17 protein-coding genes and 2 pseudogenes are annotated in these 18,689 nt (G+C 58.6%); 11 read left to right on the top strand and 8 right to left on the bottom strand.

The window, feature by feature from the left end:
- Positions 1-160: 160 nt before the first annotated feature.
- Both NLM32_RS09420 and NLM32_RS09415 read right to left on the bottom strand, forming a co-directional pair.
- On the bottom strand, positions 161-1,744 hold the full coding sequence (locus NLM32_RS09420; protein ID WP_254128772.1) for a Fic family protein: 1,584 nt from the start codon (positions 1,742-1,744) through the stop codon (positions 161-163).
- Between the two features lie 297 nt (positions 1,745-2,041).
- The gene (locus NLM32_RS09415) at positions 2,042-2,338 is read right to left on the bottom strand and encodes a hypothetical protein (protein ID WP_254103339.1); all 297 of its coding nucleotides are present in this window, start codon (positions 2,336-2,338) and stop codon (positions 2,042-2,044) included.
- A gap of 156 nt (positions 2,339-2,494) precedes the next feature.
- On the opposite strand from NLM32_RS09415, the pseudogene NLM32_RS09410 reads away from it, so the two are divergent.
- Positions 2,495-2,710, top strand: a pseudogene (locus tag NLM32_RS09410) (IS5/IS1182 family transposase); the annotation flags it as partial.
- Between the two features lie 391 nt (positions 2,711-3,101).
- Here NLM32_RS09410 and NLM32_RS09405 read toward each other — a convergent pair.
- The 5 genes from NLM32_RS09405 to bioB all read right to left on the bottom strand — a co-directional run bounded on the left by NLM32_RS09405 (position 3,102) and on the right by bioB (position 7,650).
- A complete protein-coding gene (locus tag NLM32_RS09405; protein ID WP_254128771.1) occupies positions 3,102-4,385 on the bottom strand; it encodes an adenosylmethionine--8-amino-7-oxononanoate transaminase in 1,284 nt (427 codons plus the stop codon).
- Entirely contained in the window at positions 4,372-5,016 is a 645-nt protein-coding gene (gene bioD, locus NLM32_RS09400) for a dethiobiotin synthase (protein WP_254128770.1), read from the bottom strand. Before bioD ends, NLM32_RS09405 begins: the two co-directional genes overlap by 14 nt.
- A gap of 6 nt (positions 5,017-5,022) precedes the next feature.
- Positions 5,023-6,168, bottom strand: a complete 1,146-nt coding sequence (locus NLM32_RS09395) for an 8-amino-7-oxononanoate synthase (protein ID WP_254128769.1) — start codon at positions 6,166-6,168, stop codon at positions 5,023-5,025.
- Between the two features lie 81 nt (positions 6,169-6,249).
- A complete protein-coding gene (panD, locus tag NLM32_RS09390) occupies positions 6,250-6,603 on the bottom strand; it encodes an aspartate 1-decarboxylase (protein ID WP_254128768.1) in 354 nt (117 codons plus the stop codon).
- 51 nt (positions 6,604-6,654) lie between these two features.
- Positions 6,655-7,650, bottom strand: a complete 996-nt coding sequence (bioB, locus tag NLM32_RS09385; protein WP_254135267.1) for a biotin synthase BioB — start codon at positions 7,648-7,650, stop codon at positions 6,655-6,657.
- A 113-nt stretch (positions 7,651-7,763) separates the two neighbouring features.
- Here bioB and NLM32_RS09380 point away from each other — a divergent pair, with 113 nt between their 5' ends.
- The 9 genes from NLM32_RS09380 (at position 7,764) to NLM32_RS09340 (ending at position 14,460) form a co-directional block, all read left to right on the top strand.
- The gene (locus tag NLM32_RS09380) at positions 7,764-8,396 is read left to right on the top strand and encodes a GntR family transcriptional regulator (RefSeq protein WP_254128767.1); all 633 of its coding nucleotides are present in this window, start codon (positions 7,764-7,766) and stop codon (positions 8,394-8,396) included.
- A 149-nt stretch (positions 8,397-8,545) separates the two neighbouring features.
- Entirely contained in the window at positions 8,546-8,881 is a 336-nt protein-coding gene (locus tag NLM32_RS09375; RefSeq protein WP_254135266.1) for a Dabb family protein, read from the top strand.
- A 107-nt stretch (positions 8,882-8,988) separates the two neighbouring features.
- Positions 8,989-10,383 (top strand): aminodeoxychorismate synthase component I, encoded by a 1,395-nt coding sequence (gene pabB, locus NLM32_RS09370; protein ID WP_254128766.1) that lies wholly within the window; start codon positions 8,989-8,991, stop codon positions 10,381-10,383.
- Positions 10,380-10,964 (top strand): aminodeoxychorismate/anthranilate synthase component II, encoded by a 585-nt coding sequence (locus NLM32_RS09365; RefSeq protein WP_254128765.1) that lies wholly within the window; start codon positions 10,380-10,382, stop codon positions 10,962-10,964. The genes pabB and NLM32_RS09365 overlap by 4 nt, the downstream gene beginning before the upstream one ends.
- A 312-nt stretch (positions 10,965-11,276) precedes the next feature.
- Positions 11,277-11,711, top strand: coding sequence for a SidA/IucD/PvdA family monooxygenase (locus tag NLM32_RS09360; protein WP_309144838.1), 435 nt, complete (start codon positions 11,277-11,279; stop codon positions 11,709-11,711).
- Positions 11,696-11,848: a hypothetical protein gene (locus tag NLM32_RS09355; protein WP_254128764.1), complete on the top strand. Its 153-nt coding sequence runs from the start codon at positions 11,696-11,698 to the stop codon at positions 11,846-11,848. The genes NLM32_RS09360 and NLM32_RS09355 overlap by 16 nt, the downstream gene beginning before the upstream one ends.
- 299 nt (positions 11,849-12,147) lie before the next feature.
- Positions 12,148-12,471 (top strand): cupin domain-containing protein, encoded by a 324-nt coding sequence (locus NLM32_RS09350; protein ID WP_254128763.1) that lies wholly within the window; start codon positions 12,148-12,150, stop codon positions 12,469-12,471.
- A 1-nt stretch (position 12,472) separates the two neighbouring features.
- A complete protein-coding gene (locus NLM32_RS09345; RefSeq protein WP_254128762.1) occupies positions 12,473-14,062 on the top strand; it encodes a class I tRNA ligase family protein in 1,590 nt (529 codons plus the stop codon).
- A 200-nt stretch (positions 14,063-14,262) separates the two neighbouring features.
- Positions 14,263-14,460 (top strand): aminotransferase class I/II-fold pyridoxal phosphate-dependent enzyme, encoded by a 198-nt coding sequence (locus NLM32_RS09340; protein WP_256568230.1) that lies wholly within the window; start codon positions 14,263-14,265, stop codon positions 14,458-14,460.
- A gap of 1,839 nt (positions 14,461-16,299) precedes the next feature.
- Here the strand turns inward: NLM32_RS09340 and NLM32_RS09335 are convergent.
- Positions 16,300-17,088 (bottom strand): annotated as a pseudogene (locus NLM32_RS09335) (prolyl oligopeptidase family serine peptidase); the annotation flags it as partial.
- Positions 17,089-18,266: 1,178 nt separating this feature from the next.
- Between NLM32_RS09335 and NLM32_RS09330 the strand changes: the two are divergent.
- Complete coding sequence (locus tag NLM32_RS09330; RefSeq protein ID WP_254128760.1) at positions 18,267-18,689, top strand: hypothetical protein; 423 nt, start codon at positions 18,267-18,269, stop codon at positions 18,687-18,689.

Raw genomic sequence — 18,689 nt, 5'->3', positions numbered from 1 at the left:
TTCGTGCGCGGCAGGTAGACACGAGGCCACCGCCCGGCGCTAGCCGCCGTTGACCGCCACGCCGCGACTCAAGCACGACATGGCCGGGTTTCAGGCGCGCGTCACGACGTTGATCGAGTTCATCGGGAGCCTGCCACGATGGCGACCCGCCATTGCCTTCTCAGCGGCCCATCGCATTCGGAGAAAGAAAACCCTGTGGGTTGTCCTCGGCGTTCCAATAGTCCTTTGTGGCGGGTACTTCGTCGCGCCACTCAATCTCCGTCGCGGCGTCGTAGTTTTCCCATCTGGCGTTCTGTCCTTCTCTCACGAATGCGTTCGTCCTCGCCCAGGCCTCAATGGCGCCGTCCACTGTGGCCTCATGTATGGTTGAGACTACCTCCTGCGCGCGCAAGCACGCGCGCGTGATGGGCCCTGGTTCGCTTCGCTTCGTGAGCGCCCTCATGCCTCCGATGTAGTCGCCGCGAAATACGGTCGGAATGATGACTTGCGCCTGGTTACCTCTCAAAAGTTCTGAAGTGAGGTGCAGGCGCGATATGCGTCCGTTGCCGTCATCGAACGGATGCACTTCCGCGATCAGACAATGGAGGAAGACGCCACGTGCGAAAGGTTCGGTGAGCCCCTGCAGGAGATCGTAGCCGTACTTCAGCGTGCCAACGACCAGGTCGGGCTGGACCATTGAGATCCCACTGACCTTGTTGTTGACTGTCTTGAACCTGCCAGGCTGCTTTTCGGGACGGGCGTCCATCAAGAGCGCATGACGCGCCCTCAGCATGTTCTCGAACTCCTGATAGTCAGCAGGCACCGCCGTCAGTGCGCGTTCGTCGGTGAGTAGCCGGTACGTTGCGATCACGTCGTGCCCGTCCGCGGGACGGTTGATAGGCGCGACGCCTTCGAAGACGATGCGCTTCGCCTCTACCACCGTAAATTCGGTGCCTTCGATGAAGTTGGAAAAGTAGGCCTCGAGGAACGCGTTCGACTGTCTCACCCCCTGGTCCTGGGATACGGGCCGATCAGGAAAAGATAGCGACTTGAGGTGCGCGAACAGCTCCTGCAGTCGGGCGCAGCAGTTTTTGTCGGCGCCCGCCCGTCTAATTTCCGCAGCCTTGCTCGCGAAGCGCACTTTTTGCGTTCCGAGCAAACCGCCCATCAGGCGGTCGAGCTTCTTGAACTCTTCCTCAGCGCTAAGCTGAGGTGCGAGCTTCCTCGCTTCGTCGCGCATTTTGTTGAAATTGTCCGGCCCGCCCGAGTCAAGCAGGGTGACTAGGTAGTCCTCGAATTCGGCATCGCTCAGATTTCGCTGCACTCCGCCCCGTGTCCGCGTGGGTTTGAGGTTCTCAAGTAGAGAACGTGGGCGGGACGGTGAATAGAACTCGGCGGTGATCATTGGACTGTCGCCAGGCAGAGCCGACGGCCCTTCGATTAGTCGAATTTCCATGCCCGGAAGCTCGACTGTCCGGTTGGAGTATGGCCCTGTGAGGAATACGTAAGATTTCCCGCCCTTCTCTGGCTGATATGGTCGCATCTTTGCGCCGGTGCGAGATGTCACCACCGTTTTGGGAAACAGGTGCGGTAAGATGTACCAGATGTTCCGCCCCACGACGGCTTCGAGACCGTCTTTCAGATTTGACGTATAGACGCGCTCGACGATTTGCCTAAGTTCACCGGCCTGGGCGCGCCTGCGGATCTGCCGGCTGCCGGCTTGGTCGTCTTTTGTCGTGATGAGGATCTCGCCGTAGGTCGCCATAGCCGTGTCCGCTGCGGTTCGAATAAGGAGGACGACCGTCCATTAAAGTCGGTTAAACGCCTATTTTGGTCCGCATTAGTCGAATTGGAACCCGTTTCCAGCTCTAATATTCGAGTATCCTGCCCATATTCAAGGGGATAGTCCGTAAAAATCGTTTAAGGTGCCGTTCTTGTCCGCAATGCTCGAATAGACCGCCACGGACATATTCGAATAATACGGACAAAAAGTCAATAATATCTGACTTTTACGGACAATCCACCTGGCAAATCGACTGTGGCGGACGCCGCATAGGACTAGCTAGGCGGTTGGAGCGGCCCGCTTCGGCCCCAGTCTGATCGAAAGCCGTTCAATCAGATGCGGTTTGAATTCAACCTTCGGGACGAACACCGGAACCTCGGGATCGGGCTTGTCTTTGTCGTGTTTGGGATTGGCGCTCCAGTCATCCCGCTGTGGGACGTTCTCCAGCCCGACCACAAACATGTCGAACCCATCTTCCGTCAGTCGGAACCGCAGGAAGTTGTTGTACGCGCCGATCCGCAGCGAACTGAACGCATCGTTACGGTTCATCCTGAACAGCAGGCAGGTGATCAGCATGTTCAGACCAAACAGCGTGCTCCCGATCAGAAAGCAACGAACCGTCCGCCGGCCCAGCAGCTCTCAGTTCTATTGGTGACATGACGACAGTCCTCTCTCCCAACCGCTGGGTCGAGACATAGCCTGAGTCGCAAAATCGGTTGCGCATCAAATCCGCGTCGCCGCGCCGCCGTCGAGCCTGTGATCGGCCATCTCAAGGACGACCACCGGATGCGCCGTAACCATCTCAAGGGCCGCGACGGCAACCGCATCAACGCCACGCTCGCCGCCGCCGGCTACAGCTTCAGCCTGCTCCGCCACTGGCACGCGGAACATTTACGCGGCCTGTTATGGATACTCTGTCGCCCCCCATCGCAGTCACACCTTGCGTAAGAACGGTACTCAGAAACGTTCCTTACAAACGACGACTTACGGTCAGCCCCCCTTCGTCACTCGGGAGCCCCCGCAACGGCGTCAGGCTGTGGGCCCGATATCGTGTCCAACTCCGCCTGACCAGTGAAACGGCGCGTTCATCAGTGATGAAGATCGCGCCCTGCTGAACCGGCTCAATGCCGGAGGCGATCTCAACGAGCTTCGGGGCGGCGGTTGCCGCACTCCACGAACAAACGAGAGCTGTCCATCTGTCGGACGGCCCTTTCAATCTTGCGAGCGTGACGAACCTCTACCGGCTCCTTCGCCAAAACCCGCCACGGACTCAGGATCGAGTAAGCGCGATACTCGCCCCATCGGTCGGAATAATAGGACGAAGTTGGCGCTCGCGTGCCTATGCACGCAGAGGGTTCCTTCCAGCCAGCGCATCGGCGGCATCTTTGATGCCCGCATAGATTTCATCAAGATCTGCCGCTGTCGCACAGTACGGCGGCATCACGTAGATCGTATTGCCGAGCGGCCGTAGCAGCAGATTTCGATTCTTGAAGAAAGCGTGAAGCTTCGGACCGATGTCCGCCAGATAGCCCGCATCGCTCGTCTTTAGATCGAGTGCTGTAATGGTGCCGGTTTGACGAACGTTTCTGAAGCGCGCATCGCCTCGGAATGGCTCAATTGCCTGTTCTTGCATCGTGGCGATCGCCGCCACGCGTTGGCGGGTTTCGGGATCTTGCCAGAGGTCCAGATTGGCTCTTGCGGCCGCGCAGGCCACCGGATTTGCGGTATAGGAGCTCGAATGAAAGAACGTGCGCGCGCGATCCTTCGAATAGTGGGCATCGAATATGTCGGCGCGGCAGAGCGTCACCGCCAGGGGGAGCGCTCCGCCCGTAATTCCCTTGGAATAACAGACGATATCGGGTGTGACATTGGCCTGCTCGCACGCAAAGAGAGTTCCAGTGCGGCCCCAGCCCGTCATGACCTCGTCGGCAATGAACAGGACCTCCGATGCCTCGCAGACCCGCTTCATCTCTCTGAGCACCCAGGGTGGGTACATCAGCATTCCGCCGGCCCCCAATATCAGAGGCTCCACTATAAAGGCTGCAGGGACTTCGTTCCGACACGCAGACTCAAGGGCGTCGAGCGTGTCCTGCTCTCGACCTGTTGCAGGAAACGGGATTGAGGTGACGTCAAACAACAAAGGCCCGTACGCCCCGTTGAACACGCCCCGCGCACCAACCGACATCCCGCCGACCGTGTCGCCGTGATAGGAATGTTGCATCACGACAATGCGTATTCGCTGCTTGCCGATATGATGCCAATAGCCGAGTGCCATCTTTAGGGCCACTTCGACGCTAGCCGAACCGCTGTCGGAAAAGAAGACATGCTCAAGCCCAGAGGGCGCGCACTTCAAGAGTCGCGCCGCAACTTCCTCCGCAGGATCGTGGGTATGGCCGGCAAAGATGACCTGGTTGAGCTTGGCTGCCTGTTCCTGAATCGCGCGCACGATATGTGGATGACAATGACCATGCGTCACCACCCACCAGGATGAGATTGCGTCGATGATACGGCCACCATCGGCGGTGTGGAGATAGGCACCATTCCCCCGGACAACTCTCGTCATCTCGTCTTGAAGAGCGTGTTGTGTGAACGGATGCCAGATCGGCGATTTATTCCTTGGCATACAGCTTGAAACTATCTGCCTGGAATGAGGTTTTGAATGTGGCCTGCAGCGTGTCGGCGGTGAGGGGCGAGAGCCACGGCAATCGTCCCAGCCAACGCACCCGCCCCATCTCGCGAATAACGGTCTGAGTCTCGGCATTTCTTTCGCCGATGAAGGCCATGCCGAGAATGGGGATCTCACGCTTTCGAAGAGCCTCTATCGACAGGAGCGAATGATTGATGGTGCCCAGCTCCGTGCTCGCGCAAAGCACGACCGGAAGGCGCCATCGCTCGAACACATCAACGTAAAGAGTATCGCCAGTCAGGGGCACCATGAGCCCGCCCGCGCCCTCGATAACCAATGGCTGCCGAGCGGTATCTGGCACATCGAGCGACTCTGCCGCGACCCGAACGCCGTCAACCGCGGCGGAATAGTGCGGCGAGGCTGGTGTTTGCAGGCGGTAGCGCTCTGGCAAGATGCGGTCGGCCGACAAGCCGCCGAGCCGCGCGACAGTCTCCGTGTCGGTCTCTCCATCGAGCCCGGCCTGAATTGGCTTCCAATAATTCGCGCCGAGAAGGTTCGCGAGCCCCGCGGAAAACACCGTCTTTCCGATTCCAGTATCTGTGCCCGTTACCACGATCCGCAGAGTCATCGAAGTTCACCTTTTTGTCTCCTCGGCCAAGGCGTCGAGCATTGCGCACACGTCATCTTCGATGACGTTGAGTGTCAGCGAGATGCGCAAACGAGCCGTGCCCGCCGGCACGGTCGGCGGCCGGATGCCGCGGATGTCGAAGCCACGAGCCTGCAGCGCCGAGGCAAGCCGCATCGCACGCGCGTTGTCGCCTACGATGAACGGTACGATCTGCGAGTCCGAAGGACCCTTCCAACCGCGCTGTTTGATCTGCCGATGTGTGAACGCGACGAGCTCGATGAGGCGCTGCTGACGCTCGGGTTCCTGCTGCAGCATCAGAATAGCCTCTTGCACGGCGACGGCGATCAACGGTGAGGGGGCGGTGGCGAAGATAAAGGGACGGCACCGATTGATCATAAAGTCTCGCAGGATGCCCGACGCCGTGACGAGCGCGCCAGCAGCGCCCAGCGCCTTGCCGCAAGTATGAACGACCAGGAGATTTTCTCGTCCCTCGTAAGGAGCGGTGAGCCCCCGTCCCTTCACACCGTAAACACCTGTGGCATGGGCCTCATCCACCATCAAAAACGCATCATGCAGGTCGGCGAGCGCAACCAGCTCTTGGAGCGGCGCAAAATCGCCGTCCATGCTGTAGAGACTTTCGGCCACGATCCAGATGCGGCCAACTCCGCCCTTTGCCCGCCAGTCACGAATCGTGCTTTCGACCGAATCCAGGTCGTTATGTGCGCTTATCCGAAAGTCAGCGCGGCCCGCCCGCGCGCCTTCATGGATACTCGCATGCACCAGAGAATCGAGAACGAGCAGATCGCCTTTCTGCGGCACCGTCGTCAGGACCGCAAAGTTTGCGACATAGCCGCCGCCAAAGAAGAGTGCCGTCTCGGCCCCAAAGAAGCTGGCAGCTTCAGCTTCCAGACTTTCATGCTCCTCGCAATTGCCGCGCAGGAGCCGCGATCCGCCGGCTCCGATCGGTGTACCGGCCTCGACCGCTGCCAAGACAGCCTTCTTGATGCGCGGCGCGTTCGCGAGCGCCAAATAGTCGTTCGACGTGAAATCTTTTCCTGCACGCGGACTGAGGCTGCGCAAGCGGTGGTCTTCTTTCAGGACGTTCAACGCCGAGGTATATCGGACGGCCTTTCCCGCGTGGATTGAATTCATTCTGCACTCTGAGGGCTTTGAAATCGCGCAAAATTCTCACGATGTGCGCAGAAAAACGACTTCGCTTTGGCGCCTTGATGGTCAAACCGGCAATAGTCGATTTTCGCGATCGACGAGCACAATACGGGGTCTAAAGGTTTTGGCCTCCGCCTCATCAAGCAAGGCGTATGCAAGGATGCTAATTTTGTCTCCGGGGAGCGCCAGTCGCGCAGCCGCACCGTTCAAGTCAATGGTCCCCGAGCCGCTCGGCGCTTCGGTGACGAAAGTGGCGAAGCGCGCACCGGTTTCCACGTTGTGAATTTCGACGCGTTCGTTGAGCAAAATCCCTGCCGCGTCCAGCAGTGTACGATCGATTGAAATCGAGCCCTCATAATGCAGATCGGCTTCGGTCACCGATGCGCAATGGATTTTGCCCTTCATTAGGGTAATTTGCATTTCTCACCTAAGCTTAAGGAGTTTACGAGATAGCTCGCCGCCCTGTGTGGTTTAGGCAAGCCCTGACGTGATGCCGAGCCTGGTGAGCAAGTTTGCATCGCGATCGGTTTTTGGATTATTGGTCGTCAGCAGCACGTCTCCGATAAAAATTGAATTTGCCCCGGCCAAAAAGCACAGCGCGTGCAATTCATCGGTCATGTCATGCCGTCCGGCGGACAACCGCACGACGCTCGTCGGCATCATGATCCGAGCAGTTGCGACCAGACGCACCAGCGCGATCGAATCGGGACGCATCGCGGTGTCAACGACGGGAACCCCCTTGACCTCGTTCCAAAGATTGATCGGCACGCTTTCTGGAGGCTTTCGGAGATTGGCGAGCAGGATAAGCATGTCGAGACGGTCCTCAACGCGCTCGCCCATACCGATAATGCCGCCACAGCAGATCTTGATGCCCGCCTCGCGCACATGCACGAGCGTGTCAATTCGGTCCTGCAGCGTGCGCGTTGTGATGATCCTGCCGTAGAACTCAGACGAGGTGTCGACGTTGTGATTGTAGAAGTCGAGCCCCGCCTCGGAAAGCTGCGCCGCCTGTTTCGGCGTCAGCATGCCGAGTGTGACACAGGTTTCCATGCCAAGGCCTTTGACGGCGCTGACCATTTCGCAGACCCGATCGAGATCACGGTCTTTCGGACTGCGCCAGGCCGCAGCCATGCAGAAGCGGGTTGCGCCAGCCTCCTTGGCACGTTGCGCGGTGGCGACCACATCGGCGCGATCCATCAGGCGACTCGCTTTCACCCCCGTCTCGTAGTGCGCGCTCTGTGCGCAGTAGCCGCAGTCTTCCGGGCAGCCACCCGTCTTGATGCTGAGCAGGCTTGCTGTTTCGACGTGGTTCGGATCGAAGTTATCGCGATGAACGCTTTGCGCTCGAAACATCAGCTCTGCGAATGGCAAACCATAGAGCGCCTCGGCCTCGGCACGCTTCCATTCTCCACGAACCCGTGGGAGCCCGCAGCTTCCGTTCCGGTCAACTCCAGCACACACGTCCATAGCCTCGGGTCCGTAATCATAGATAATCACGTAAATTATCTATCGTCAGCGATATTGGATCGATGCTAATCGATGTGCTATCGGCGCGCACCCACTTTTCCGATAGATAATCTATGATGAGCGAGAACAGGACGACTGCCGGACGCATCGCCGAATCGATCGGTGAGCGCATTATCAACGGCGCCCTGCAGCCGGACTCGCCGCTCCGGCAGGATCATGTCGCGCGAGAATTCAATTCCAGTCACGTCCCGGTGCGCGAGGCTTTTCGACAATTGGAGGCTCAACATCTTGTCGTGAGTGCACCTCGGCGCGGCGCGCGGGTCGCTCCGCTCGACACGAATTCGGTCAAGGAGATCGCCGAGATGCGTGCGGCGCTCGAGGTGGTCGCGCTACGCAATGCGGCTCCAAAGCTCTCATCGATCCACCTGGCACGCATTGAACTTGCCCTCATCGAAGGAGACAATGCCAAGACGATTGAGGAGTTTGAGATGGCCAACCGGACCTTTCACTATGCCCTGGTTGCGCCCTGCGCGATGCCGCGCCTGCTCGCCAGCCTTGACGAACTACAGCTTGCAAACTCTCGGCTGGTGTTCGCGATGGCGCGGTCGGCTGGCTGGCGCCCACGGTCCAACCAAGATCACCGTCTGATTTTGCAGGCCCTGCGAGCTCGCAACCTTGACCAAGCCTGTAACCTGCTCGCGCGTCATATTCAGACCATTGAGCGCCTGGCTCTCCCGAGCTGTTGACCAAGAAGCGCTTCTCGCGAAGTGAGTTGCGCAGCGCGGGGCACAATAGCGCGAACCATCGATCAACCGGCGATGCGGAAGGGTTGCTTTGCGGAGAGCGCGATCCCAAGTTAGCTATGCACCCATCTCTAACACTCATAGAGCCATTCATGATCCGCCACATCGTTTTGTTCACCGCCAAGGATGAGGGGCACATTGACGGGATAATCGAGGGCCTCTCGGTTCTCACGACCATTCCGCATGCACGCCGGCTGGAGGTTGCACGCAATCGCAAGACCGATCAGCTCGGAAACGACATCGACGTCGTCGTCTATGGTGAGTTCGAGAGCGAGGCGGAACTCGCAGCCTACAAAGCGCATGATCTATACAAGCAATCGATCAGGCGGGTACGGCCATTGCGCGAACTGCGGTTCGCGGCAGACTACAATGTGTCGACGGATGTGCGGCTCGTCACTCGCCGCGCGGTCTCCGCTGGCGGAGGCTAGGCTGCCCCCCGGTCTCACAAGCTTGCCAATTTCGATCAAACGTCGCGCTCGTTTGGCGAGCCATCGCCGGAAGCGCGCGAACGCCACTCGCCGGTGACGGATAGCCAATGCACGTTCAAGAGCTGCAATGGATTGCCCCTGTCGCGGCAATGCGGCGCCTCGCCCGCCGATCTCATCTTACGTTTCTTGATAGTGCCGCGAGCCACGAGCTACTTGGGCGCTACTCATATCTGGCCTGCGACCCGTTCGGCACCTATATGGTCGCGGACGGACGGGCGAGTTGGAACGGACAGAATCTTGACGGCGATCCATGGGAGGTCCTTCGCACCCTGCTTGCTAAGTATCGGCAAGAGCATCGCCCCGATCTCCCGCCCTTTCAGGGAGGAGCGGCCGGATTCTTCGGTTACGACCTGAACAGGACATTAGAGCGATTGCCGGTTCCGGCAGCCTCCGGGCACCGCTTGCCTCAATCCATTCTGCATTTTTATGACGTGGTCGTCAGCTACGATCACCGCAACGACAGAAGTTGGATCGTCTCCACAGGGTGGCCCGAGCAGGATCCCGCGCACCGCGCCACGCGCGCACGCCAGCGAGCCGATGAATTTGCAGCTCTTCTTGCCACCGCAGACTTGGCGAGAAATGACGCCCACGACGCTGTCGGACCATGGCATTCGAACTTCAGCCGCGCGGGCTATATTGCGGCAGTACAGCGCGTCATCGACCTGATCCAGGCCGGAGACGTCTTCCAAGTCAACATTGCGCAGCGTTTTAGCGCGCACTTGCCGAACTCATTTGATCCGGCTGCCTTCTACTGCCAATTGAGGTCATTGAACCCCGCACCATTCGCAGCGCTCCTGCGTTACGGCAATCTCACCATTGCATCAAGCTCGCCGGAGCGTTTCCTGAAGCTCGACGGTCGACGGGTCGAGACGCGCCCGATCAAAGGCACAAGTGCGCGCTCTGCCGACGCCGAGGAGGACCAGCGCCGCGCTCAACTCCTGGTTACGTCAGACAAAGATCGTGCCGAGAACATCATGATCGTCGACCTCTTGCGGAGTGATCTGTCGCGTGTATGCACTCCGCATTCAGTCGAGGTTCCTGCGCTGTGCGATCTCGAATCCTACGCCTCGGTGCACCACCTCGTGTCGGTGGTTACGGGTCAACTCGAAGAGCGCCAAGACGCCGTCGCCCTTCTTCGCGCCTGCTTTCCAGGCGGATCTATCACCGGAGCGCCGAAAGTGAGATCGATGGAGATTGTTACGGAAATCGAACGCATAGCGCGAGAGATTTATTGCGGAGCTATCGGCTTCATCGCCTTCAACGGGCGCATGGATACGAATATCGCGATCCGCACTGTCACGATCGACGCCGATTTGGCTACCTTTCACGCAGGTGGCGGGATAACGGCGATGTCGGATCCAGCGGCCGAATACGAGGAGACACTCGTCAAGGCACAGCGCATGTTTGACGCATTTGCCACCAATTCTTCCGGTGGCTCTTGATTGTCATCATCGACAACTACGATTCCTTCGTCTTCAACATTGCCCGCTATTTCCGCCGGCTTGGTGAAGCAACGGACGTGATCCGCAACGACGCGATCAGCGTCAGTGATATCGTCCTTCGCCAGCCGCACGCCGTGGTCATCTCCCCCGGTCCCTGCTCCCCCACAGAGGCGGGAATATCGACTTCGATCGTTCGCGAACTTTCAGGTCATGTCCCCATCTTAGGTATCTGCCTTGGGCACCAGTGCATCGGGAGCGTTTTCGGCGGAACGGTGGCACGTGCACGCCGCCCCACGCACGGCCGGTCCTCCTATCTCACGCATAACGGCGGAGGGCTGTTCGACGGACTCCCTTCTCCTCTCTGCGTCGGGCGCTACCATTCCCTTGTTGTTGAGATCGATGAGTCGCACACCTCACATCTTGTGGTCACGGCACGTTCGGACGATGGTGAGATCATGGCTCTTGCCCATCGCGATCACCCGACCTACGGTGTGCAGTTCCATCCCGAATCGATACTGACCCAGCATGGGGGCGCTCTGCTTAAAAACTTTTTGCGACGGGCAAAGAGCTTTCGGGCTTGAGGATGGGCTTTCCTACCCTACGCCTCCGCAACTGCAGGCGGCGGCGCATCCGCAGTACTTCAAGTCGCATTCTTTCTCGGCCATCTGTTTCCGCCAGCAGCCCATAAAGCGCGCGTTCAGCAGATGCGGCAGGCGTGTACGTCTCTTAGCGCACGCCGGTCATCATCCTAACCGACGTCGGGCAGGCGCTTTGCGCCCAGCCCCATCGACGAGACGCCCCGCATGAAAATCGCATTTCGCGATCGGCGAGGAGCGGCACCTGACCCAAAGGATCCGGCTCAGTGAGATGATAAACCTCTTGTATCTCACGCAGTGTCAGATTGTAGGCTTTTCTACGCAGCAACCAACCACCTTCCTCAAGCGGGACCTTACACAAGCGTGAGAGAGACCTTCTTGGATACGCTGGATGTCATTGGCGTCGGGACCGGTCCTTTCAATCTCAACCTGGCAGTGCTGATGGAACCTACCCGACTGCGCGCACTATTCCTGGAGAAGCGCGAGGCATTTTGCTGGCATCCCAGGCTAGCGCTGCCGAACAGCCGCCTGCAAGTGTCGCCATTCAAAGATTGCGTGACCTTGGTAAGCCCAACCAGTCCCTATTCTTTCCTGAATTGCCTCGCGCAAAACGGGCGGCTCTACAGTTTTATCAACAAGCGATCGCATAGTGCACGCCACGGGCTTTCAGCCGCGCACTCCCCCCTTTTTGCGGTCCGCTCCTGGGCAGCGCGCACATGGAGGACAATCTGATCAACAGCTTCGCGGACAGCCGTTTTATCTCGATCAATCTCGGCAACTCCTGGGCGGTTACGAGGATGGACGATGCAGGGCTGAACGCTGTATCGGATTCAGTGATATCGACGGAAAAGGTGAGCGCGATCACATGAGCGCGGTGCGGTCCTCTAACTTGCGTATCGTCGATGTTCCCCCGGCGCCGCGGACCGCCTCGCTTACAGACGGCCCTACGCGCCCCACTACTCATCCCGAACAAGAGCGATCGCCCTCGCCGAACGCTCTATTTGGTGCTCCAGCGGGCATCTACTGGCGGTCCTGATCGTGCCGACCCAATACAACCGGATGAAGCGTGCTTACAACCCACCAGTCGGCCAGATCGCTGACCTCCAGGATCTAAAACGCCCAACGGCTATCCCATCGCGAGTGACCGCAACACTTAAAGAAAGACGTCGTGTACACGAAGCAGATCGATCGCTCCCTGATGCGAACCGAATATGGCGTGCTGGTTTGCCGCTTGCTGGAGCATTTGCCGGATGATCTCAGCCCCGAGTTCGGTGCCTCGGTCGTTGAGGTCACGCCCGGTGGGGCGGTCGATCTGCATGCACACCACAAACACGAATTGTGGGTGCTGATTTCCGGCGAGGGAGAATTTGAAGCCGGCGCGCAGATCCGGTCGGACGTAACTTTATTCTACATGCCACCGCACCAGACCCATGCCATCCGCAATCTCAGCCAGGAGAATACGCTGAAATTCCTCTCCATCTGGTGGGATTGACATGCGCACCTATTTCGTATGTCCAGCTCCCCCCTGCCCTAACGGCAAATTGCATCTTGGTCATGTCGGCGGCGTATACTTGCTCGCCGACATCTTCGCGCGCTTTCAGCGTATGGCCGGCCATCGCGCACACTTCATCACGGGCGCAGATGAGCATGGCACGTATACGCTTCAAAAAGCGCGAAAGCTCGGGCAGCCCGTCGGCGAGGTCGCGCAAAAGCACATTGACGAGATCCTGCAGTGCCTGCGTGCGGTGCACATCACGCCTGATGTCTTCGTTCGCACATCCAGCGAGCTACATAAGGAGAATGCGCTTGCGATTTTTTGCGAGCTGCAGGAGGCCGGTTACGTCAAAGTCCGCAAGGGTGTCCAACTCTATTGCGAGCATTGCGACGAATTTGTCGCGGACTCGCTGGCAGTCGGCAATTGTCCGGCGTGCAATTCGCCTGCCGAAAGTAATTTGTGTGAGCATTGTGGCTTGGCAATCCGCCACGACACATTACGCAATGCCCGGCACACGACATGCGGCCGTAATCTTGTCCTGAGGCCCGTCGAGCATGCCGTGTTCGATACGCCTCGCCTCGCGCAGGCGCTGGACAAAGCTATTGGACAAAGCGACTGGGCCGAGCCCATACGCGACAAGGCGCGATCTTGGCTGGCCCACGATATGCAGGGTTTGCCGATGTCGCGTCACTTCAGTCATGGTGTAGAGCTACTACAGCCGGAACCTTTGTCCGGTCAAACCCTGCTCACGTGGTTTGAGGGCTTGTGGTGCTTCGACACTGGAATTCGCGAGCAATGCGCCAATGAGTTTTTGGACGCAAAATCAACCATGCGCGATCCCGCCACCCGGCTTGTGTTTTTCATGGGCCAGGACAACCGCTTCTATTACACGATAGGCGTGACCGGCGCCCTGCTCGCGCGCGGCTATCCAATTCCGACAAACCACTCAATCCAGGATTTCTACAATCTCGAAGGCGAAAAGTTTTCGACCAGCCGCGACCATGCGCTTTGGGCCGACGAGGTCGCGCGCGAGGTGGACCCCAACGTCGTACGTTACGCGCTCGCTCGAATTGCACAGCCATTCGGCAGAGACGAAAACGAGTTCGATGTTGATCGGCTTATCGCGGCGGCATCGCACATCCGGGTCTGGGAAGATGCATTGAGCCAATACGCCAATAACGCACGCACATTGGACACTAGACGTCTTAGATCTCGTCTACGCATCCTCGCTCAGCGTTACGCGGATGCAATCGAGGACCTCCGATTCTGGGATGCCCTTGATATCGTCGATAGGTACTTCGAGGTCGCCGATTTTGCGCGTGACAACAGCGGCATGTGGAACGCCGTAGAGATCTCGCTGTTCCTGAACCTGCTCTATCCTGTGGTACCTGAGCTCGCACTCCGATATGGCCGGCATTTCTTCGGCGCAGCATGGCAGCCGTCCTTCGGCAAACCGGCACCAAAAGCCGGCCTGCCACCAAAGATAGATTTCCCACTCAGCGCCGCGGTACCCACGGATTTCATCGCAGCATATAATGAGCGTTTTCGCAGGCGCCAAGCTCACGCAAAATTGGCGGGATACAAATGAGGAAGCCATGAACCTGCCGGTCCGACGCGCAGCTCCCTTGCTCAGCGCCGTTCAACTACTCAAGTGCGAAGCACGCCATCAATTTCGCATATGGGCTACCCGATCCGACAATGTTCTCAGAGCTGGCCTGGCCGCACGCATTAAGCCGAGATACCGGTGTCACCACCGCCAATCTGCTTCAGTAAACGGATGCGGTCGGTTTGCCTAAGCTGCGGACAAGGCTCTCACAGCGTTATAATGTACAGCATCAGCAGGTGATCCTTACCGCTGGTGCTTCACAGGCTCTGCAATTGGTTGGCGATGCCTGGCTCGACCCGGGCGATGTGGTCCTGACTGAGGACCCGTCTTACCTCGGTGCACTGCGCATCTTTTCGATCGCGGGGGCCACCATTCTCTAGCCTGGGATGAGTGCCGGCGGCGTCGATCTGAGCGAGCTTGAATCGACCTTGCGCCGCAATGCCCGCGTGAAACTTTTTTCACGTCGCCAGCATTTCATAATCCGGCCAGGCGCCAGATATCGCGCCCACATGGCCCGCCTTGCAACGATGCTTGCCCGGGACGGGGTGGCGTTGGAGCAGGATCTCGTCTATTCGGAGTTGCCGTACAACGGCGTAGCTGATTGTTTGCCGCGGGCGGCAACGTCATAAATATCCACAGCATTTCCAAGCTGGCTGGACCGGGATCGCGAGTAGGTTGGGTCCTTGCAGATTCGGATGTTATCATCAGGTCGGTACGCCTCAAATGCGACGGCGGCGTCAGCCCTATTGTCTTGTTCTATCGTTGCTGCAGCCGGACGCACTTGATACGCACATTGTGCGGCTACGCCGGCATTATCGTGCCAAGCGCGACAGCTTGAACACGTTGCTGCAGGATGGCCGGTTTTGCGAGCCGGACTATCTCCTCCCAAGCGGCGGTTTCTCGTTTTGGGGTACGGCTCGCCCATGGAATTGAGGCTGAGACTTTCATTGAGCTTGCGCGCAGTGAGCACGACGTGCACTTTGTGCATGACCGTCATTATGGCCCACGAAGTGGCCAGCATCTACGCCTGTGCTTTAGCTACCTTCCGACGAATTTAATTGAGGAGGGACTAGCGAGATTGGATAAGCTGCATGCAAAGCAGTACGGCAGATACTGACGAACGCCTGCGGAAAACGGCCGATTCGAACGCTGACATGGCCAATTTGCTGCCTAGCGGTGACGCAGCCGCTCAATTGTATGCAAGTTCGAGAAGTGGCATCTATCAACTGACGTTGGCGTCGCGTCTAGAATGCCTCCCGAACAGTAGGGATGACTTCCAATGTCTGGGAATGAAGGCCCTTCCATATGAGCGCGATCGAGATAGCAGCGGCCGAGGTGGCCGCCGGCCGTCATGCGACCAATCTAAAGGCTCGATGGAAGAGTGGCGTCTGAGCGCGCCACAAGAGCAAGCCACGGCGCCGGTCCGATAAAATCGCTCCTCTTCAACAGAGGTGTGCTCGATGATGTGGCCGGCGAGATCCCGGTGGCGGCTTTTTGACGCCACCGAGCGTGCCATCGTCATACGCTTGCCCAGCACCGCCTTGCGTGCAGCACGAGCTGGCCCCAGGAGAACGGCCTGTGGATGGTGGTGATGACGAGTGCAGACACCAAACTCAGATGACGTTGAGCTTCTGGTTTCCGATGTACTCGATTTGGGGTGCTTCGCGCGCGTGCTTCCATCCACACGGCGCGCTTACTACCGTCGGTGTCCGAGCGGGATGCCTAACTTTCGCGCCTTCTGACGCAGAGATCCGGTCGTTCGCTTTGTAAGCTTCGCGATTTTCGTAACGGGTGTTTTCGCCCTCGAGTGTGCGCGCAGTTCCTTCACATCTGTCTTCGTGTACTCGCGACGTACGGCCTTCTTAGTCAGCGTCTTGGCCATAATAGCTCCCTTGGCATCCTGAGCGCACATCTAGCAGGGCTAAAGTAAAGCTGCCAAGCACGCCTGAGTTGCATGTGCTAGTCCTCTTGAACTCATCGGATACCCCTGACTTTTTCCAAACTTGGGGATGGCCCATTTAACGCGAAGCAAACCTCGCGGTTGGGTCACCCGAATATGTCACTGGCGAGCAGAACTCTGGGCGGTACACATCGATTTGCACGAACGCATCGAACGAGCGTTCGCAATCTCGAAAAGCCTGCGCTCGATTTGGATCTCGCGCTGGTCCAGGTCGCCTAGAAATCCGGCCAGCGATTGAGATCGTAGGGGCGAAGCTCGCTTACGCCTTCTCGCCCGGCCAGCCGATCTTACTTTCCAGGAATTGAAAGCCCGGCACCTGAAAGCTGGCATGCACCTTGTTGTCCCTGCGATAGCCGTGACCGCCTGCGTTCGGCTCGTAGAGATAAGCCTCCTAGCCCATCCCCTGAAGCTTGGCGACCATCTTGCCGGCGTGTCCGGGATGAACGCGATCGTCCCGCCGCGTCGTCGCAATCAGGATCGGCGGGTCGTCCTGCCCGGGCTTGGCAATATGGTAGGCGTAATGGTCATGAGCCATTCCCATTCTTCGGGGTTTATCAGGATCGTCCAATTCCGCGATTCAACTCGCGCCCGCGAGCAGCTTCGTGTAGCGGCTCATGCCGATCAGCGGAATGGTGCAGAACGGCGCGCCGAAACACTCAGGATAGCACGTCAGCATATTGGTGATGAGAATGCTGCCGTTCGATCCGCCCTCGGTCGCGATCCGCTTTGCCTGTGTGACGCCGCGCCGGACAAGGTCGGCCGCAACACTTGCGAAATCATCATGAGAGAGCCGCTTGCCGGCGAGCCGCCCGGCATCGTGCCAGCACGTGCCGAACTCGCCGCCGCGCAAATAGGCCTGCACCGTGGTGCCTCCACGCTCGAGCCACAGTTTGCCGAGCGCAGAATTGTAGTACGGCTTCACTGAAATGCCGAGCCCGCCATCACCACTCATGTGGATGGGCGCCTCGCCCGTCTCCAGTTTCGGGCCGGTCTGCTCATAGGGAATGCGCTCGCCGTCGACCGAGATCGCTGGCCGGCAGGTTAGGAGGCGTCGCGTAACTTTCACCCTTTGCGCTCACAAGTGGCGAATAGCCGCTTGTTGACAGCGGCCAAGAAACACGGAATTGCCGCAGCCGGAGCGTCCGCGACGCCACGAGGACTGTTTCGCCGCCGTTGACGTGTGCGATTGCGGTGAGAGGCCGACGAACCTCCTCTCGCGTTGATCGAGCGACTGCCGCGCCTCAGTCATTCCATTCCGTCGAGACCTCGACAGATGATCGGGCCGAGACTGAAGGCGGCCGTCTTCCGGCTACCTCGTGAAGATGGAAAGCCCAGCGACGGACCATCGATCCGCTCCCAATGCTCAGCAAGCCTGGCCGTACCGCCAGGCCGTGGGCGTCATCGACCGTGATGAGCGCTTCGAAAAGCTCGCGGCACGACCGGCGACTCGCGGCATCAATGGGGATGACCAGGTACGGGTTGGAAGTCCGGACATGCCTCTCGAGCCACTCGTCCCGTTGAGTTCTGAAGGCGTATCCGAGCATTACGGCACCGAGCCGCCATAGGGCACATCACCCTCTAGACTCGCGCGCAAGCTCGGCGCGAGGAGTGGCTGGCATCAGATCGGTGCCTTGCCAGCCGCGTCTGGTAACTACGGCGACGTCCGAAATTCCGAACGTCCGAACATTATTCGCGGGCGATGGCGTGCGTGTTCTCTCGCCAAGTCAGCAGCCCCCTATTCCGTAATCGTACGCCGTTAGCAGCGATGAGGACGAAAGCCCCGCAGCCAGGGCGACTCACAGCGGAAAGTGTCTGGATTTTACAATGAGACCTGCTCGCTATCTTATCGCTCTGGGGCTGATCACACCCCGTCTTCTCTTGTTTTGCGCTGCTCCGCTCTCTGCACGCTTGACCACCACCTACGTCTTTGTCGGGATTTCCTTCGTAGAGCGGGATCTTCTCCAGCTGTTCGGGCAGCAGTACGGCCAACATAAAAGACAAGTCGGCATGCTCTCATTCCCCGCCCCAAATCGGGTTAATAGGGATTGTGAACTCACCACTAAAACGATGCATCGCCGCTCTCACCGTCCCCTTAGGCGACCTGCTAGCAGACCACAATCCACCTCAGGCATCGCTGTGCTGCAGTAGCCGAAGACCCACTGTTCCTCTGCACCCTGACATTCGCTGCTGCGCATGTAGCAAAGCATCGTCGAGCTAGCTCCTTCAATGTGGCAAATTGTTTCAGCGCGCGGCAATCTCGGTGCCTGCGAAGCCGTGTGGATAGCGGCCCACTCTCCATGGACCACCGGTTTGCCAACGCAGCGGCATTTCTACGCGCTTATTCTCTCGCAAGATGGACACGACAGCTTCAACGAACGCACATTTGACGCTGCTCGGGCAAATGCGCTGGTACCGTACTCCAGTCGTTGTCCATCAGCGAAAGCATCCGGGCCGTCAGCCTTCGTCAACGAGTTCGACATACGGCCATCTACTCCCTTGTCAGAATTTCCGTACGCATCAAATACAGCCGATGCGTTCATTGTTAGCAACGTTCAAGCGTACAACCTCTCGCAGCGTCAGAATCAAGCCGATTCTTCCAAGGTGAATGTTGCGCAGCAGTTACAGCAATTTGCGTTGGCGCTGTTATGA

It is taken from the genome of Bradyrhizobium sp. CCGUVB14 (assembly GCF_024199935.1).
In the GTDB taxonomy this organism is placed as follows: Bacteria; Pseudomonadota; Alphaproteobacteria; order Rhizobiales; family Xanthobacteraceae; genus Bradyrhizobium.
This window is presented reverse-complemented; position numbering and strand designations above follow the sequence as displayed.

Bases quoted from the DNA above. Each gene is read 5' to 3' on its own strand.
- NLM32_RS09415 (WP_254103339.1), bottom strand. From the start codon at position 2,338: ATGCTGATCACCTGCCTGCTGTTCAGGATGAACCGTAACGATGCGTTC.
- NLM32_RS09345 (WP_254128762.1), top strand. From the start codon at position 12,473: ATGCGCACCTATTTCGTATGTCCAGCTCCCCCCTGCCCTAACGGCAAA.
- NLM32_RS09420 (WP_254128772.1), bottom strand. From the start codon at position 1,744: ATGGCGACCTACGGCGAGATCCTCATCACGACAAAAGACGACCAAGCC.
- pabB (WP_254128766.1), top strand. From the start codon at position 8,989: ATGCACGTTCAAGAGCTGCAATGGATTGCCCCTGTCGCGGCAATGCGG.
- NLM32_RS09395 (WP_254128769.1), bottom strand. From the start codon at position 6,168: ATGAATTCAATCCACGCGGGAAAGGCCGTCCGATATACCTCGGCGTTG.
- panD (WP_254128768.1), bottom strand. From the start codon at position 6,603: ATGCAAATTACCCTAATGAAGGGCAAAATCCATTGCGCATCGGTGACC.
- NLM32_RS09375 (WP_254135266.1), top strand. From the start codon at position 8,546: ATGATCCGCCACATCGTTTTGTTCACCGCCAAGGATGAGGGGCACATT.
- NLM32_RS09330 (WP_254128760.1), top strand. From the start codon at position 18,267: ATGTGGCAAATTGTTTCAGCGCGCGGCAATCTCGGTGCCTGCGAAGCC.
- bioB (WP_254135267.1), bottom strand. From the start codon at position 7,650: ATGGACGTGTGTGCTGGAGTTGACCGGAACGGAAGCTGCGGGCTCCCA.
- NLM32_RS09355 (WP_254128764.1), top strand. From the start codon at position 11,696: ATGGAGGACAATCTGATCAACAGCTTCGCGGACAGCCGTTTTATCTCG.
- bioD (WP_254128770.1), bottom strand. From the start codon at position 5,016: ATGACTCTGCGGATCGTGGTAACGGGCACAGATACTGGAATCGGAAAG.
- NLM32_RS09405 (WP_254128771.1), bottom strand. From the start codon at position 4,385: ATGCCAAGGAATAAATCGCCGATCTGGCATCCGTTCACACAACACGCT.
- NLM32_RS09380 (WP_254128767.1), top strand. From the start codon at position 7,764: ATGATGAGCGAGAACAGGACGACTGCCGGACGCATCGCCGAATCGATC.